The sequence below is a fragment of the Eubacterium callanderi genome (assembly GCF_900142645.1).
GTDB classification, from domain to species: domain Bacteria; phylum Bacillota; class Clostridia; order Eubacteriales; family Eubacteriaceae; genus Eubacterium; species Eubacterium callanderi.
Genome location: NZ_FRBP01000003.1, coordinates 344,237 through 360,852 on the forward strand (window position 1 = coordinate 344,237; position 16,616 = coordinate 360,852).

General features: G+C 36.7%; 14 protein-coding genes. All 14 read right to left on the minus strand.

Going from position 1 to position 16,616, the window contains the following annotated elements:
• Nucleotides 1-183 precede the first annotated feature (183 nt).
• The 14 genes from BUC22_RS05565 to BUC22_RS05630 all read right to left on the minus strand — a co-directional run bounded on the left by BUC22_RS05565 (nucleotide 184) and on the right by BUC22_RS05630 (nucleotide 16,248).
• Nucleotides 184-2,007, minus strand: coding sequence for a serine hydrolase domain-containing protein (locus BUC22_RS05565; protein WP_073382553.1), 1,824 nt, complete (start codon nucleotides 2,005-2,007; stop codon nucleotides 184-186).
• Nucleotides 2,004-3,383, minus strand: a complete 1,380-nt coding sequence (locus BUC22_RS05570) for an MATE family efflux transporter (protein WP_073382556.1) — start codon at nucleotides 3,381-3,383, stop codon at nucleotides 2,004-2,006. Before BUC22_RS05570 ends, BUC22_RS05565 begins: the two co-directional genes overlap by 4 nt.
• Before the next feature lie 26 nt (nucleotides 3,384-3,409).
• A complete protein-coding gene (locus tag BUC22_RS05575) occupies nucleotides 3,410-4,801 on the minus strand; it encodes an ABC transporter ATP-binding protein (RefSeq protein ID WP_073382559.1) in 1,392 nt (463 codons plus the stop codon).
• Nucleotides 4,798-5,493, minus strand: a complete 696-nt coding sequence (locus BUC22_RS05580; RefSeq protein ID WP_001226868.1) for an energy-coupling factor transporter transmembrane component T family protein — start codon at nucleotides 5,491-5,493, stop codon at nucleotides 4,798-4,800. Before BUC22_RS05580 ends, BUC22_RS05575 begins: the two co-directional genes overlap by 4 nt.
• Complete coding sequence (locus BUC22_RS05585) at nucleotides 5,493-6,101, minus strand: MptD family putative ECF transporter S component (protein WP_073382561.1); 609 nt, start codon at nucleotides 6,099-6,101, stop codon at nucleotides 5,493-5,495. Before BUC22_RS05585 ends, BUC22_RS05580 begins: the two co-directional genes overlap by 1 nt.
• Before the next feature lie 19 nt (nucleotides 6,102-6,120).
• On the minus strand, nucleotides 6,121-6,861 hold the full coding sequence (locus BUC22_RS05590) for a class I SAM-dependent methyltransferase (protein ID WP_001077894.1): 741 nt from the start codon (nucleotides 6,859-6,861) through the stop codon (nucleotides 6,121-6,123).
• Complete coding sequence (locus BUC22_RS05595; RefSeq protein ID WP_423230423.1) at nucleotides 6,862-7,467, minus strand: L-2-amino-thiazoline-4-carboxylic acid hydrolase; 606 nt, start codon at nucleotides 7,465-7,467, stop codon at nucleotides 6,862-6,864. It abuts the gene before it with no gap.
• Nucleotides 7,443-9,197, minus strand: coding sequence for an ABC transporter ATP-binding protein (locus tag BUC22_RS05600; RefSeq protein WP_073382564.1), 1,755 nt, complete (start codon nucleotides 9,195-9,197; stop codon nucleotides 7,443-7,445). The genes BUC22_RS05595 and BUC22_RS05600 overlap by 25 nt, the downstream gene beginning before the upstream one ends.
• The gene (locus BUC22_RS05605) at nucleotides 9,194-10,948 is read right to left on the minus strand and encodes an ABC transporter ATP-binding protein (protein WP_073382567.1); all 1,755 of its coding nucleotides are present in this window, start codon (nucleotides 10,946-10,948) and stop codon (nucleotides 9,194-9,196) included. Before BUC22_RS05605 ends, BUC22_RS05600 begins: the two co-directional genes overlap by 4 nt.
• Entirely contained in the window at nucleotides 10,938-12,407 is a 1,470-nt protein-coding gene (locus tag BUC22_RS05610) for an ABC transporter ATP-binding protein (protein ID WP_073382569.1), read from the minus strand. The genes BUC22_RS05605 and BUC22_RS05610 overlap by 11 nt, the downstream gene beginning before the upstream one ends.
• Nucleotides 12,404-13,108 carry an energy-coupling factor transporter transmembrane component T gene (locus BUC22_RS05615; RefSeq protein ID WP_001162459.1) on the minus strand — a complete coding sequence of 235 codons (705 nt, stop codon included), beginning with the start codon at nucleotides 13,106-13,108 and terminating at the stop codon, nucleotides 12,404-12,406. The genes BUC22_RS05610 and BUC22_RS05615 overlap by 4 nt, the downstream gene beginning before the upstream one ends.
• Complete coding sequence (locus BUC22_RS05620) at nucleotides 13,109-13,708, minus strand: MptD family putative ECF transporter S component (RefSeq protein ID WP_073382572.1); 600 nt, start codon at nucleotides 13,706-13,708, stop codon at nucleotides 13,109-13,111.
• A 66-nt stretch (nucleotides 13,709-13,774) separates the two neighbouring features.
• Nucleotides 13,775-14,389 (minus strand): TetR/AcrR family transcriptional regulator, encoded by a 615-nt coding sequence (locus tag BUC22_RS05625; protein ID WP_000155678.1) that lies wholly within the window; start codon nucleotides 14,387-14,389, stop codon nucleotides 13,775-13,777.
• A 581-nt stretch (nucleotides 14,390-14,970) separates the two neighbouring features.
• A complete protein-coding gene (locus BUC22_RS05630; protein WP_073382191.1) occupies nucleotides 14,971-16,248 on the minus strand; it encodes an IS110 family RNA-guided transposase in 1,278 nt (425 codons plus the stop codon).
• Between the last annotated feature and the right edge of the window lie 368 nt (nucleotides 16,249-16,616).

Consider the following 16,616-nt stretch of genomic DNA (forward strand, 5'->3'; position numbering starts at 1 on the left):
AACCTGTTCTTCCAAAATGTTTTAAATTTAATTGTTTATAATAATTACTGACATCAAAAAGGTCTATTATTATTTTCTATATAAATAACAGACCCTACATAACACATAGCAATTACCTCCACTATTTAATCAAATTTTCCTTACTCGAAAAATATATATTAGAGCATTCTTTTAAAAGATCCTCTATACAACAGTTAAAAACCCAAGATAATATGCCGAAAAAATCTGAGCTATAAATATTAGTAGTAATCCACTGTTTTTGATACTTCTTTCTTTGAAAATTGCATATCCTCCACATAAAATCCCTATAATACTAAAACACCATCCAGCAATAATAATAATCATAAGTTCATGAGCAAGAATTTCATATATTGAAAACCAATGAGCCATTCCTGTAATTCCAGAAATCCCAAGCATAGCTCCACAAATATATAGATATATATGATGTCGCATACATCTCTTCCACCTTTGTAGCGTTGAAATGATGCATATAATCAGTAATGTTAAAAATAATAATGTGGTTGATATATAAGTTCCCAAGCTGAACAAAAATGCTATTTTCCCTTGTGTGTTAGTGGCAGGGATATAATCATGAGCTAATCTAAAGCTCATAGAATGTACTTTGCCGTCATTTATATTAAAAGCAAGTATTTTTTCTTCAGGACTCGCATCCTTGCAAAAGAAAATGTTAGAATCTATTTGTTCGTAATATTGCTTTTTATCTTCAAATGGCATGGTAAGACAAAGACGATTTCCATCTGTCACTCTAATGGAAATCATTTGCTTTTTCCCTTGTATTTTTCCAACATTTTTCAATGCAGAGCGGGCAGGAAGATAATCTCCGCTTAACATCTTGAGATCTAAATTTTCTTTTATCTTTTTTTCATCAGCTTCTGTATATGCAATTTTTTCCATAATCTCCGAGCAAAACTCCGTCTCCATTACATTTGTCAATATTAAAATTGCTCTCTCATTTTTCGGTTCTACCCATATTTGTGTTTTGAATCCGTATGTTCCACCTTCATGTCCATGCATTTCCGGATTATTCGCATATTGCCAGAATCCGTGAGATAAACCTGAATTTGCACCATAGGAGCGATAGGTTTCTGTAAACATTTCTTTTTTAGTATGAGGATTATTAAACAATAGATTATCTTTATCATTATTTTTAGCCAGCTCTTGTGCATAATTCAACAAATCCCCAGCTGAGCCATTCATTCCACCAGCAGGGTACATTCTTAAATACATATTCGGTTCTTTGCGGAATCCCTTTTCAAAAAAAGAATAACCGACTGCCTTTCTTGCCAAAATCGTAGGATTATCATTTTGAAATGGACCTATCGATGTATTGTTCATATCTAAAGGTTTCAAAATGTGTTCATTTACATATTCTTTGTAATTTTGACCACTCACTCTTTCTACAATAAATGCAGCTAATGCAGCGCCCCAGTTAGAATATGCGCTTACCTTGTCCGGTGAAAATACCTGTTCGGGTTGATGTGAGGACAAGACTTCGGCTAATGTAAATTCCTTATCACTTTCAAAATAGCGAAGGTTAATAAGCTGCTCCTCGAAGCCCGCCGTATGATTCATGAGATGAAGCATTGTAATAGGTGTATCATAGTGTAAATTTTTCAAAAAACCTTTTGGTAGATAGTTGCGAATATCCGCATCCAAATCAATTTTTCCTTCTTCATTTAATTGCATCACACCTACCCATATAAAGGTTTTTGATATTGATCCCCATTCAAAAACTGTGTTTTCAGGATCCATAGGTATATTTTTTTCTAAATCAGCGTATCCGTAGGCTTTTGAAAACACAATTTCTCCGTGTTCAGATACAATGACACATGCACCTGGAACGCTTTTACCTATATACGCATCCGCAACTTTATCAATAACAGTTTCGTAATGTTCAGTTTCTTCCGCAGCAAAAATAAAGGAACGCGGAAATAAAACGACAAAGGCAAAAGCAATGAAACAACTCAAAATGACGATTTTTTTCATGATATCTCACCAACATTAACCTTGTTTATTTCCTGTGCAAGCTTAGTAATGCGCTTGTATTCACTAATTAGCAATATAATGGCAATCAAAATTATAACGACATCATTCAAAGGCAACGCCAGCCATACTCCGAGAACATTTTCGTTCAGAAAACGAGGTAATATCAATACTAAAGGGATTACAAGCGCAAGTTGCCTTAGTATAACCAATACTCCGGCTTGTTTTGCTTTCCCGACAGCCTGAAAATAAGTGACTGTCATTATGAGCATGCCATAAGTAGGAAATATGCAGTACATAAGTCTAAAATTAGATAATCCTGAGCTTACAATAGCTGAATCGGTAATAAATGCAGATAATATCTGCACTGAAAAAATTTCGATTATGGCAAAGAAAAATCCGGCAAGACAAGTCGAACCTATAATAAATACATTCGTAAGTTTTTTAACCCTTATATATTCTTTTGCTCCGAAATTTGTTCCGACAGCGGGCTGCATCCCTTGACTCATTCCCCATATCGGAACAAATGCAAGCTGCATAACTCTTTGAGCGGCTCCCATAAGAGCTATTTGCTTTTCTCCGCCAAAATGCACTGCCGTATTATATACAACTGTCATTTGAACCAACATCATAATTTGCATGAGCATAGCGCTCATTCCCACGGAAAAAATTTCAGGTAATAAATCTTTTGCAGGTTTTATCCCATGAAAACGAACCACCGGACTTTTTTTCAAGAAGTATATTAAGGTGACCAGAGCTTGACTGATTTGAGAAATCACAGTTGCAATCGCAACGGCTTGCGGTCCCCGAGATGGCATAAGCAGAATGAATATAGGATCTAATATGATATTTAAGATAGCACCAGCCGCCATGATCCCCATTGCAACTCCCATGCGGCCCTCTGCCCTTATTACCATATTTGCACCCTGCATAAAATTTACGAATATGGAGCCAAGGTATACTGTTCTTAAATAAGAAACACCCATCTCCAGCACTTCACCGCCGGCACCGGATAAGCGTAAAAATTCAGGAGCAAATATGATACCGATAATCATCACTGCCGATGATAAAATGATTACCAAGAAGGTCAGATTTCCTATAATCTTATCCACGGTTTCCTTATCTTTTTTCCCGATTGCCCGAGAAAGTACAGAGCCTGAGCCTATTCCGAGAAGAACTGCAATCGCATTATTGATCAATACAAACGGAGATGCCGCCGAAACTGCACTCATGGCATCGGTTCCTACCATTTGCCCGACATAAATTGAATCGACAAAGGCATATAATCCTACTATCAGTTGACCCAAAATCGCCGGCAAACTAAGGCTAATCATCAATTTCCAAGGATTTTCCGTAAGCAATTTATCACGAACATCCATTATAAGACCCTCCTTGTCTTTTATTTTTATGTTTTATCTATATTTATTCTGTATTCACAGCAAGCATCCATAAATTCCTCATCATGAGTGATTACAAAAATGGTTTTTTCTTTTTCCGCAGCCTTTTTTAGTTCCCTTGCAACCAAAAACATATTTTCGGCATCCAATCCACTGGTCGGTTCGTCAAGTATCAAAATATTTTTACCTGATAACAGCGCACAGCATACCGCAAGTCTTTGTTTTTGTCCCCCTGACAAGGAAGCAGGATGAGAATCTTTATATTCGTATAGACACATATCCTTAAGCAATTTTTTTGCATCTTCTAAATTCTCTGCATCATATTTTGTTCCAAGCAAAAGTTCTTTTGAAACGCTTTCTGTAAAAAATTGTGTCCCTGTGTCATTTGAGCAGTAATAGGTATGTCTGCGAAGTTCTCTGTATCTTACCTTTTCACCATGAATATAAACATTACCTTCTGTTGATTTTTCAAGTCCGCTTAAAATTAAAGCTAAACTGGTTTTTCCCACACCATTGTTGCCTGTGATGGCAGTAACACTTTTTTCATTAGCAAAAATATCCACATTTTTTAATATTTGTTTTTTATTTTTCTTGAGAGAGAGCCTTTCTCCTTGTATTGCAATATTGTCCGTTCGGGGTGGGGCAATCTGTTTTGTAAAAGGTTTATTTATAATACGGCGAAGTCCCTTTGAAATGCGTTCCAAGTCATTCATTGTACTAAATTCTAAAGAAGAATATTCATGCTGTATCTGTCCGTCTTTCATATATAAATACCTGTCGGCAAGTTCTTCTGTCCAACTGAGACGATGCTCGGCAATCAGCAATGTGTATCCTGCTTTCTTTAACTGCATAAGGATGTTTTTCATTTGAATGATGCCGTCTTTGTCCAGATTTGCAGTCGGCTCATCAAACACAAAAACCTCCGGATGCATTGCATATACAGAAGCTACTGCTGCTCGTTGTTTTTCACCACTTGAAAGCAAATCTAAGGAAATCTTTCCTATGTTTTCCAATCTCATCTTATGAATAGCATCCTTTGTTCTTTTTTGAATTTCAAACTTTGAGAAACCGTAATTTTCACATCCAAATGCTATTTCACCCTCAAGCTCTGATGAAAAGAATTGTCTTTGAGGATCTTGAAATATGCTGCCAACAATTTTACCGATATCATAGGACGGCATCATTTCAATATCTTTTCCTGCAATTCGTATACTGCCTTTTTTTGTTCCTTTGTAATATTTTGGAGCAAGACCGTTGATAAGTCTTGTAATGGTCGTTTTTCCACATCCTGATTTTCCTGTCAAAACCACACATTCACCGGCTTTTATCACTAAATTTATATTCGTCACACCATAATTGCTATCCGCATACTGAAAGGAAACATTCTGTAAGTCGATCATATTCTCATGCCTCCTATCCATAAATAACCCGATATCAAAGCGAACCATAAAATCATGGCAAATATATCCGTTATTTCAATCTTGCTCTCATAGTAGCTGCTTCTTTTCCCCGGTGATTCCCCACCTCTTGCAATAGCTGAAACGGAAAGCTGATCTGCTATCATCAAGATTCTGACGAGTAGGGGAATCAGCACATATTCACATGTCTTTGCAGGTGCTTGCAATATCTGTTTAAGACCTGTCAAATTTCTGTTTTTCATAGATAGATACACACTCCTTAACTCCGATTTCATGGTAGGGAAGAATCTAAATACTACAAGGACACCCAAAATAACGGATGTAGGAAGGTGAATGGAACTTAGGAATGCCGAAATTTTTCCAGGCGGTGTTGTAATCAAATCCCATGATACCAAGAAAGCAGGAGAAAGATTCCAAAGCATCAGCACATAAAACTCCGAAAAAATCAGCATATGAAGTCCGAAACGTTGTATGGCGTAGAGTAAAATTCCCAATAAGATATAGAATATGCCGTAATCAAATACGATTTTCCATTTCCCTTGTATACCTAAATATAAAAAAGTGGCAATTGTAAGGATGCAGCTGAAAACGACATCTTTTCCCATATAAATGGCTATTAGTACACAAATGAATCCCCATATTTTAGTTATGACAGCAAAAGAAATTTTTCTCATTATAGAAGTCCCGTTTTTTTGAAATGTTTTCCCATAATTTTTTTGCCTGCCAGACCACCCGCAAGCCCACATATCGCCGTAAAGATAACAATGAATATAATCCATCCGGGAGTCTTATAGTAGCTGATATATGAGTCTATATAGCTTTGATCCATGCCACCGCTTTTTGCAAAGCTGTAATAGGTTTCCCAAAAGAACCAAATCGGAAGTAAATTGACACCGTTATATAAAAGACTGGCAACAGTCCACGATGCTATAATTTGTTTTGAATTCCTTTCAGAACAATCTTTCCACAAGATTGCTTCGCATATCATACCAACTGCAACAAAGTACGGCAAAAGATACCAGTTCCCCATCAACAGATAAATCATACCGACGATACTCATATAAACAAGGCTGACAAAGTGCTTCCTTACCCGACACAAAAGCAGATAATAGACAGGTGCACATAAGAACATGGTAAAACCAACTGATAAAACCATACTGACAAAATGATTGGTCATGCATACCATATTTACAATAAACTGGATGAGAATGAGAAAGAGACTCAACAGAGCAGCCGCAATGACATCTTTAATTTCCCATTTTAATGCTTTATTTTTTTTCATTTATTTTCCTCCGTAAATATTACTTTTGAGCTTTGATGATAAAGGTCGGCATCGTGCGATACCTGCGTGCCATAAAAGGATTCCAATACTTTTCCTGTAACAGTGTCTCTGTTTCAATGTTCTTAAAACCTGTTTCTCTGCATGTTTCCAAATCCCATTCCGGGCGTTTTATATAACTTAAAGGGAGTTTTTTCAATTCGTCCATCATATCTGTATCATGATAATAATCCTGAAATTTGCCGTAGCGTTTTGTTAAAATGTTTTCATCTGACTGAAAGAGCTTTGCCTGTTCCTCTCCCCAAAAAGGGAAAAGCCAATTTGCATCTAAATTCAGCATACAACCGCCGGATTTCAAAATTCTGTACCACTGCGCATAAACTTTTTTCGGATTATTAAATAGCCAAAAGGCATGTCTTGAGACCACTGCATTAAAGGTATTATCGGGAAAATCCACTAACTCTGTGTCTTTAAGCATAAAAGTGATTTTATTTGAAAATCCTAACTCCTCAGATATTTTTTCAGCTTCCTTGAGCATTGCGACATTATTGTCTATTGCAATGACATCACACCCAATTTGTGCAAGAAGCAGCGAAATAAACCCGGTTCCACATCCGACATCTAAAATTTTGTTTTTTTGACAATCTCCAAGACACCGTTCTAACAAACCTCTCCATTCCAGACCTCTTTCTTCTATTTCTTGAAGAAGAAACATTTTCATTTTTCCGGCATCCCCGGACCATTTTTCCTCAGCCCTATTCATTTAACTTTCCCCTTTCCTATTTATGAAGCAAAAGTCGCATTTTTCACCGTTCATTCCCAGTGTCTGACTTCTTTCAAATACAAATCCCTTTATATTTCCGAATACGATATGATCACACAGACAGAATATCTCACAAAGCTCTGGGCATTCAAAAAAATTGCAGGTATCCGCCCAAAGGCACTTGAGCACATCGACACGGTAGTATTCCCCGTCATCCGACAGGATTCTGCTTTTCCATATTTCATCGCCCGACATCCCTTTTTTCATAAACAAGCGGAACAGCCTGAAAAACCCGGGGATATAAAAAAATGTTTTCAAAAGCTTATGTGCCTTTTGGGCAACATAAAATGAATACTCCTTTACCAATTCTTTTGCCTCATTTTTTGAAAGCCCTTTATCTATGAAACATCGGTATAGGGCTATATTTGAAATAATGCTTCTTTTTTGCCTTTTTTTCTGTTTTTCCGTCCATGATCCTTGATTGATTTCTTTGATGAGCTGCTTCATTTTTGTTTTATGTTCCGCATCTATTTTTTTTAATATCTGTGCATTTAACTTTCCGAAGTAAAATTTTTTGTATGTCATTCCAGGCCTCCTAATTTCCATCCAATTGCATTTCCCCGAATTTCAACAAATCGTCGATAAAGTCCTTCCTGCTGTATCAGCTCCTGATGTTTTCCTCTTTGCACAATTCGTCCATTTTCAAGAACAAGAATTTGATCTGCTTCTCGAACTGTATTCAACCTGTGAGCAATCATCAGAAGCGTTTTATTTTTTGTCAGCTCTGAAATAGCCTGCTGCAATTCCCGTTCGTTTTCAGGATCGACACTTGCCGTAGCCTCATCTAAAATGACAACAGGTGCATCTTTCAAAATCGCTCGTGCGATAGAGATTCGCTGCTTCTCACCGCCGGAAAGGGTTGCACCTCCTTCTCCAATCTTTGTTTGGTATCCATCCGGAAGTGCGGATATGAAATCATGGCAGCATGCTTTCTTTGCCGCTGTAATCATTTCTTCTTTTGTTGCCTGCGGTTTTCCAAAAAGAATGTTATTTTCAATGGTATCTTCAAAAAGGTAAACTCTTTGAAACACGATGGAAAAATTTTTAAGAAGGCTGTCGCAGGTATAGTCTTTGACATTAACGCCGCCTAAAAGAATTTCTCCGTCTTTTACATCCCAAAACCGTGCAATTAAACTGCAAAGGGTCGTCTTTCCTGAGCCTGATGGTCCTACAATGGCACAGCTCGTACCTTGAGGAACAGAAAAGCTTACATCGTGCAGAATTTCCTTTTTCTCATATGCAAAGGAAATGTTTGAAACGGTTATGTCGTATGCTTTCGGGATAAGGTCTGTTCCCTTTTCATCAAGAAGGGGAATATTGGATATTGTTTCCAATCTGTCTAAAGAAGCATCCACAACTCTTGCAACGGCAGCCGTACTTCCTGCAAGCTCCACAGTCGTATAAATCATAAAGCTTGCGACAATAAGGAGCAGGCACTTTTCAGGAGTTATTTCTCCGTTCATAAGCAGGTATGGTGCAACAACAAGGATTGCGAATCTGGCAAATTTGAATATCATTTGAAAGACGGCAGCTAAGCCGGAGAAAACTTTTTCTAAAGCGATGTTTGCCTCTGCGCTTTCATTGATTGCAGCGTCTACGGATTTGTCCGAACGGTCGGCAAGTCCGAATGCTTTTATCACGGACATCCCCTGTATATATTCTAAAATGCCTGTAACAAGTCCGGCCTGTGCAGCTTGCCTGCGCGGAGAATATTTCATACCAGCTTTTTGTGTTTTTGCGTACACACAAAGGGAAAGAAAAAGCCCTATGAACATCAAAACTCCAATTTTCCATTCATAAAACAAAAGCCATATCCCTATCACTGCGGCGTGGATAAATCCTCCGGCTACCGCTTCCATGACGGTAACTGCATTGGTTTCCAGATCTCCAAGTGTTGTAGTAACTGCCGCTGTAATATCTCCAAGGCGATGCTCATTAAAATATCCCATAGGTACGCGTTTTAATTTTTCGCCAAGCTCCATGCGCCATTTGGAACACATGGAAAAGCTTCCAAGGGTTCTTTTTACAGCGGAAAGATTCGTAAATAGAATGCGTCCTGAAATACTTAAAAGCATAATCCCCAAGGCTGCCCATATTGTTTTAATCGACATGAAGCCACTTGAAAGTGATAATAGTATTCCGTTCAAAACTGCAAGCACAGCCATAATGGGAAGCATCTCAAACACGGAATTGCACATATGAAAAATAAACGATAAAATCAATCTTTTTCTTTCCATTCCGGAAAAATCCAAAAGTCGTCTGAACATCTGAATCATGCTGATACCTCCTTCATATCAAGCGTGCTGATATGTGCATTCCAAAGTTCTCTGTAAAGAACACAATTTTGGGTAAGCTCCTCATGTTTTCCTTCCGCTTCTATATTTCCTGCATTCATGACGATAATCTTATCGGCTGATGTGATAGTAGATAATCGATGTGCAATGACAATCAGCGTTTTTCCCGCTACAAGCTCGCTGATGGAGTGCTGAATTATCGACTCATTTTCAGGGTCTGTAAAGGCGGTAGCTTCATCTAAAATAACTACGGGGCTGTCTTTTAATATGGCTCTTGCAATGGCAATGCGCTGCTTTTCTCCGCCGGAAAGATTGCTTCCGCTGTCTCCGACAACGGTATCGTAGCCATTGGGAAGTGATGTAATAAAATCATGGCATGCCGCTTTTTTTGCTGCATTTTCGATTTCGCTGTTTGTAGCATCCGGCTTACCGATTCGTATATTTTCTCGTATAGAAAGATGAAACAAATAATTATCCTGTGAAACATACGCAATATGTTCCATTATCTGCGAAAGCGGTATGTTCTGCACATCGACACCGCCTATTTTCACGGTTCCGCTTCCCGCATTCCAAAAAGACGCAATGAGTCTGGCGACAGTGGATTTGCCCGATCCCGACGGTCCGACCAAAGCCGTCATTTCATTTTCATTCGCTTCAAAGGAAATGCTGTGTAAAACCTCTGTATACTTGTAAGAGAAAGAGACGTTGGAAAATTCTATTTTTTCTCCTTTAAGCTGTACTCGTTTTTCCGGGCGTTCCATTTCTTCCGTATCCAAAAGGCTTCCGATTTCTTTTACGGTGGCATCTACCATAGCAAGGCTGTCTGTATATCGCAATGCCTGAATAAGCGGAGCAATCAAGCCCAATGATAAAATAATGCAGGATATAAAACTGCCTGCGCTTATGCTTCCGCCTATATAAAACAAACTTCCGACAGGAAGAACTCCGATTAGACTTGAGGGTGCTATTGCAATACCTGCCGCATAGTACGGATTCGTCTTTTTGAACCATTCCGATTTAGAATTTTCATTCTCCTTTACCGCCTCTGCATATTTGCGATAAGAATCGCTACTTTGATTAAAAGCCTTAACCACTTCGATTCCGCCTATATATTCAACCGTAGCGGCATCCATAGCTTTTGCGGCTTTAATAACTCTGTCATAACGCTTCTCATAATCTTTCATCATTCCCATATAACAGAGCATCCCGACAGGAAAGGTTGCAAGAGCAATAAGTGCCAGCCTCCAATCAAGGAACATGAAATAAATCAACATTAAGACAGGAATCATAATATTTGCTGTTAATTCCGGTATCATGTGAGCAAGGGGTAACTCCAGTTTTTCAACCGTATCTACAAGCATCGTTTTGAATTTTCCTGACGGGGTATCCAAGACAAATCCCATGGGCACTCGTGACAACTTTTTCGTAAGTGCAGTACGAATATTTTTTAGTATAGTAAATGCGGCTTTGTGAGACCGCACCGTAGATACAGTTGATAGACCAAGCTGCAAAAGGTACCCCAAAAGAGCAATTACTGCCATCGGCATGATTGATTTCAAGCTGTAATCGCCGGCGCATATTTGAATAATAATGCGTGAAACTGCAATATACGGGACGATTCCAAACCCTGCACCAAGAACGGCAAAAACAACCGAACTTAAAAGCAAGCCTTTACATGATCCGGCAAACTCAAATAAGCGATGCAATGTGTTTTTGTTCTTCTTATTCTTCATTTCGATCTCCTTCTGCTAAAATATATTTTTCGATATTTTTCTTTTCTTCACCTCTCAAATCGGCAATTATTTTACCGCCTGACAAAAGCAAAACTCTGGAACATATTGTTTTTATAAATTCAATGTCGTGTGTAATAATGAGCAGGATTTTTTCCTGTTCAGAAAGTCTCTCTACCATCGTTCCTACTTCCCGCATGCTTTTTAAGTCAAGCCCACTGGTCGGTTCATCGAAAATAAGAATTTCTTTATCACAAAGCAAGCTGATTGCCACTGCCAACCTCTGTTTTTGTCCTCCTGAAAGTGAAAGGGGATGTCTGTTTTTCAATTTGGAAAGAGATAAGGCCGATAAAGTTTCGTCAATAACAGACTCATCTGTTGTTTTTGTTCCGAGTGTGCATTCTGTTTCCACACAATCCGTAAAAAGTTGATGTCCGACATCCTGCATCACCATGTAAGATTTTTTAATACGCGCTTTTGCAGACAAACTCCTGCCGTCTACAAAAATATTTCCCGATTTTTGTTTTATCAGTCCGCATATCGTGCGTGCCAGTGTCGTTTTTCCTGTTCCGTTTGCGCCGGTAATTGCGACGATCTCTCCACCATTTGCGGTAAAAGAGATGTTTTGCAAGATAATCTTTTCACCATATTTGACATGAATATCTTTCAGCTCTAAGGTGTGTTGGGAAAATTTTTTATCATTGGTATTTGTTTTGATTTCAGAAAGATTTCGACACCTGAGCCCCATATTTTGTATTTGTTCAAGCGGGAGCTCGCAAAAATCCTGTATACTCATATCCTTAAAAATCTGACCCTCCTGCATTAAGATGACCCTGTCTGCAACATCTGTTAAATACCACAAGCGATGTTCTGCAATGATAATCGTTTTCCCTTGTTGTTTTATTTTTTCTATCAGTTTTTTCAGTTCAAGCACGGAATGAAAATCCAGATTTGAGGACGGTTCATCCAATACAAAAATATCCGGATTCGTGGCATACACAGACGCAAATGCAATTTTTTGTTTTTCCCCTCCGGAAAGTTCAAAAATGCTGCATCCTTTTAATTTTTCTATATGCAAATCTTTAGTAATCCTTTCAAGCTGCTGTTTTAATTCTTTCATCTCCAGCATTCTGTTTTCCAGTCCGAAAACAATTTCACTATCTGTATCTGTGTTGAAAAATTGTGTTCTCGGATTTTGAAAAACCGTGCCGACACTATCGGAAAGAGTTGAAATTTCGGTCTCGGCAACATTCATTCCTTTTACAGTTACTTTGCCTGAAAGTTTTCCTTCAAAAAAATGAGGAATCAGCCCGTTTACCAATCTGGTAAGAGTCGTTTTTCCGCATCCTGATGCACCGCACAAGAGAACACATTGTCCTTTTGGAATATTTAAGTGTAATTCCCGTAAAGAAGCTTTTTCCATATCCTTGTAGGAAAAAGAAAGTTTTATAAATTCAATCAAGGGAATACACCTCCTCGTAAAAAATCAAAAAATATCATGCAAATAATCCCTATATAGATTGTTACAATCAGAGCATCATGGATTGAAAAACAAACTTTTTCCATACAGCTGCGCCTTCCGACATGATCTATTCCTCTTGTAATTGCGGCTTGTGTGATTTCATCAGAGATTTTAGAAGCAGATACCAGCATCGGTACATATACATACTCCATTATTTTGACCGGATGGCGTAAAAATCCTGTAAAAGAAGCGGTTATCCCTCGAAGAGCCATGGCGTCCTTAATATAGTTCCATTCCTCAGCCATTGTCGGAAAGTATCGCAATGTAACAGAAAGTGCAATAGTGAAACCTTTAGGCAAATGCAATCGACTGAATGCAGCTAAAAAAGCACTGACCTTTGTAGTTTGTATTAAAAATGTGCCGAGCATAAAACAAGGAATAAGTTTTCTTATATAGACATCAAACATATATATGATGCCTCCGATCGTAACAGGTAATTTTGATATAACAAAAAGCTGTACCATCAATAACACAATAAAGAGAATTCCGTATTTTGAAGCAGTACGGAACTCTTTCGCCTGTAAGAGCAATAATATAGGGATTGCTGTAAAAAGGCATTCTATAACGATACTTTCATTCAGAAACACGGAAATACTTGTTATTGATAAAATCAGCAGCTTTGTTCTGGGATCTAAAGCCATTTATATAATCCCCACTTTTTCAAAATGTTTTTTCAATAATTTTTTACCTATAAGGCCTCCGATTATGGCACAAATAATTGTCCCCAAAATCATTAAGGGGATAACCCACCAATTTATTCTAATAGCATTGATGATTCCTTCAAAAGAAGAAACATCTCCTTTTCTACGCATGAATTCATCAAACTGTGCAGGCATGATAGCCATGGGAATATAGGCTCCCATTGGAGACAGCGCAAACACGCAATAGGCAAGTAAATTTCTTCTGAATGATTTGAAATTTCCTGATTGGCAAATAAAGTCCGCAATAAATCCAAATACGATGAAAAATACCGACATCATCCAAAACATACCGGTAACAAATAACAAGATTCCGGCAAGTATACCAAGTATGGAAAGTGATCCGCGCTTCGATATTTTAGCGGTGTATAACATAAAAACACTGCCCGCAAATAAAGCTACTATCATCGGCATAAACGGAAAAGTGACAGGTGTCATCTGTGCGATACCGCCTATAACAAATGCAATAACAAAATAAATAAGTGAAAAAATGCCTATGGAAATATAATCTCTTGTTAGTAATATATTTTCTCTATTTTTCATAATAATCTATATCCTTTCTAAATATAGTTGTTAGCCTTTGCTAACCTTGCGTGAAAATTTTACGCTTTATTTAAACCTTAAAAGTCCATCCCATCCCGAATTAAAAAAAACTGCAAGCTCTTTAACATATTTAATGGCTTGTTCTCTTGTCATATCATGCACAATCGTTTCAAAAACAGCTGTAAAATATGCACTGGTAATCATGTGATGTAAATCATGACTGACGTTTCCTGCCATTTTGCCTTTTTCTTTAAGAATAGCGTAATATTTTTCCGTACGGGATACTTCCAATTCTACAAGTTCATGAATATAATCTTCGTATTTTGTGCCTTCAGAACAGCAAATTACAAGCTTGAATTCTTCAAAATAATCATAAATATAATTCACAAAATGCAAAAGATATTTTGTAGACAGCTCTCTGCTTTCTAAAGTTTTATTTTCTGGAATTAAATCAAAATGTGCATCTTGTGCAGCTTTGAACTGTTCTATTAACCCATCAGCTACATCAGAAACAATAGCTTCAAATAAGGCCGCTTTATTAGGATAGTAACCATAAAAAGCACCTTTCGTAAATCCTGCTTCCTCGACAATTATTCTAAGTGAAGCATCCTTAAATCCTTTTTTTAAAAATTCTTTCTTGCCGACTGCCAATATTTTCTTTTGAGTCTCAGAAATAGTCATTTAAACACCTCCATCAACAATATACCATCGGTATATACTACCAGTATATACCGATGGTATATTGTTGTCAATAGTTTTTTTACATTCATAATAATATTCACATTTTTTCAATTTCCTGTTTGAAATTTACTCTAAAAATTAAATCATACGAGAACAAATTAAACTTATAATGCTAATGTTATCTTTAATCCAGAACTTTTTGAGCCTTAAAACAAAGAAATGTTTATTATGAATGTAAACTATTGCAAAATAATAAAGAATTACAAAAGTCCTTCGATTGGAATTATTCACCATATAAATCAACAAATCTGCGTTCTTCTATGGAGAGAAATATTTTAAAATTAATACAAAACCTATGATATAAATACAGCTAAAGGAATTGATTTATGGTATAATACAAATGTAATACTTAATAAAAGCTTAACGCTTGCTACCCTAATCATTCTTTTGTAGACCAACTAAGGAAGTCAATAGTTATTTTTAAAAATTTTTTAAAAAATTTTTAAGTCACAAAACTTAAAAATGTGCATAGCAAATAAGCCTCATACACTTTCTTTTTTTGAGGCAACACTTTTAATAGTTTATGCGACTAGCTTACTTTTTTCTCGAATTAGTTTTTGATGTTCTTCGGGTGTTCTTAACTCAAATGATTTTTGGTTTCTGAGAACAGCAAAAATAATTTGAACCATCTTTCGCATAATTGCACACATTACAACTTTGTATGGTTTTTCAGCTATTTTCTTTTCGAAATAAGCTCGCATAACAGGATTTAAATACTCTCGGTTGCGATTTGGATACACATTAGATTTTGCCAGCATATGGAGAATTGAGCGAACATTAGGTGATCCTCTTTTAGAGATTTTATTGTTTTTCCTATTGTATGTTCCACTTTGGGATACTCCTGGATCCAATCCAAAGAAGGCAACTAATTCTTTCGGTTTCGAGAAATTGGATATATCTCCAAGCTCTGATAAAACAACACATGCTGTATACTCTCCAACGCCTGGAATACTTTGTAAAAACACTATTTCTTTATGAAACTTTTCATCTAAAAGAGATAGTCTTTTGATCTCATCATCGATTGCTTTCAAAGCTTCCTGTAAACTGAAAATAACCTTTACAGTTGTTTGAATAAGTACTGCTGAACTAAGGTTTACTATACAAACTTCAATAGATTTTTTAGCAGCTTTCAATAGTTTTTCATATTTTGCTTCGGCATAGGAGCTGCTTTTATGTGAATTTTCTTTTATCAGTTGAATAATATCTTGCTTATTTTCAGGAGATAATACTTCTTGTATAGTAGGATATTTTTCAAGCAAAGACAAAGGTGTTTTCCCTTGCAAATCCGTAAATACTTTCTTGAAATCGGGAAAGGAAATATCTAAAAAAGCGATTAATCGGTTGATATGTTCCACAATTTCATCAGTCAATTCTTTATGCTGTCTGCAAAGCTTTTTGATACTGTTAACGGTATCTGAGTGTGTAATTGTTTCGTTGTAATTCTTAATACGATATAGTAACGCTATATTATATGCATCTGTTTTATCTGATTTAATTTTTCGGATATTGATATTTTTCAATGCTCCACTTTGAATCGGATTAATTACAATGACTTCGTAATTATGCTTACGAAAAAAATTAGCTAAAATTTGATGATAGTGTGCAGTAGCTTCCATGATAATTACTGCTCTGTCTTCGTACTCATCTTCTACCTTTTCAAGTACATATATGAGCGACTTCATACCATTAATATCATTAGAAATTTTAAGTCTTTTGATGATGTCATTATTGGTTGATAGAATACAGATATCACTGAAAACCTTACTCACATCAATTCCTACAACAATTTTTTCTGACATAATATACCTCCTATAATTTGGGATGCCCTGTTAATCCAAAACCACAACAGGCTCACGAGTTATACAGGTAATCAATAAATGAACCTAACCAACCGAAAAGATGAAAGGCAATGGAATGAGGGTGGAGTCTATTAAATGAGTAATTCCTAGATTGGAAACCCAGCAAGCACATAAAACAATCCCATTTCATCCCTAATATCTATAATTTTATCATAGATGATTAGGTTCATTTTTAAGAACTATGCTTAAAGCTGTTCTTATACTATTAGTATATGAGCAAGCACAGTAAGTGTACGGACACTTACGAAAAAATTGATGAAGCAGCCCTTCGGGATCTGCTTCTTTTTTTATCAATTTTTAGCTTGTTA

Bases quoted from the DNA above. Each gene is read 5' to 3' on its own strand.
- BUC22_RS05580 (WP_001226868.1), bottom strand. From the start codon at position 5,493: ATGAGAAAAATTTCTTTTGCTGTCATAACTAAAATATGGGGATTCATT.
- BUC22_RS05590 (WP_001077894.1), bottom strand. From the start codon at position 6,861: ATGAATAGGGCTGAGGAAAAATGGTCCGGGGATGCCGGAAAAATGAAA.
- BUC22_RS05630 (WP_073382191.1), bottom strand. From the start codon at position 16,248: ATGTCAGAAAAAATTGTTGTAGGAATTGATGTGAGTAAGGTTTTCAGT.
- BUC22_RS05575 (WP_073382559.1), bottom strand. From the start codon at position 4,801: ATGATCGACTTACAGAATGTTTCCTTTCAGTATGCGGATAGCAATTAT.
- BUC22_RS05565 (WP_073382553.1), bottom strand. From the start codon at position 2,007: ATGAAAAAAATCGTCATTTTGAGTTGTTTCATTGCTTTTGCCTTTGTC.
- BUC22_RS05615 (WP_001162459.1), bottom strand. From the start codon at position 13,108: ATGGCTTTAGATCCCAGAACAAAGCTGCTGATTTTATCAATAACAAGT.
- BUC22_RS05570 (WP_073382556.1), bottom strand. From the start codon at position 3,383: ATGGATGTTCGTGATAAATTGCTTACGGAAAATCCTTGGAAATTGATG.
- BUC22_RS05595 (WP_423230423.1), bottom strand. From the start codon at position 7,467: ATGGAAATTAGGAGGCCTGGAATGACATACAAAAAATTTTACTTCGGA.
- BUC22_RS05620 (WP_073382572.1), bottom strand. From the start codon at position 13,708: ATGAAAAATAGAGAAAATATATTACTAACAAGAGATTATATTTCCATA.
- BUC22_RS05625 (WP_000155678.1), bottom strand. From the start codon at position 14,389: ATGACTATTTCTGAGACTCAAAAGAAAATATTGGCAGTCGGCAAGAAA.
- BUC22_RS05585 (WP_073382561.1), bottom strand. From the start codon at position 6,101: ATGAAAAAAAATAAAGCATTAAAATGGGAAATTAAAGATGTCATTGCG.
- BUC22_RS05600 (WP_073382564.1), bottom strand. From the start codon at position 9,197: ATGATTCAGATGTTCAGACGACTTTTGGATTTTTCCGGAATGGAAAGA.
- BUC22_RS05605 (WP_073382567.1), bottom strand. From the start codon at position 10,948: ATGAAGAATAAGAAGAACAAAAACACATTGCATCGCTTATTTGAGTTT.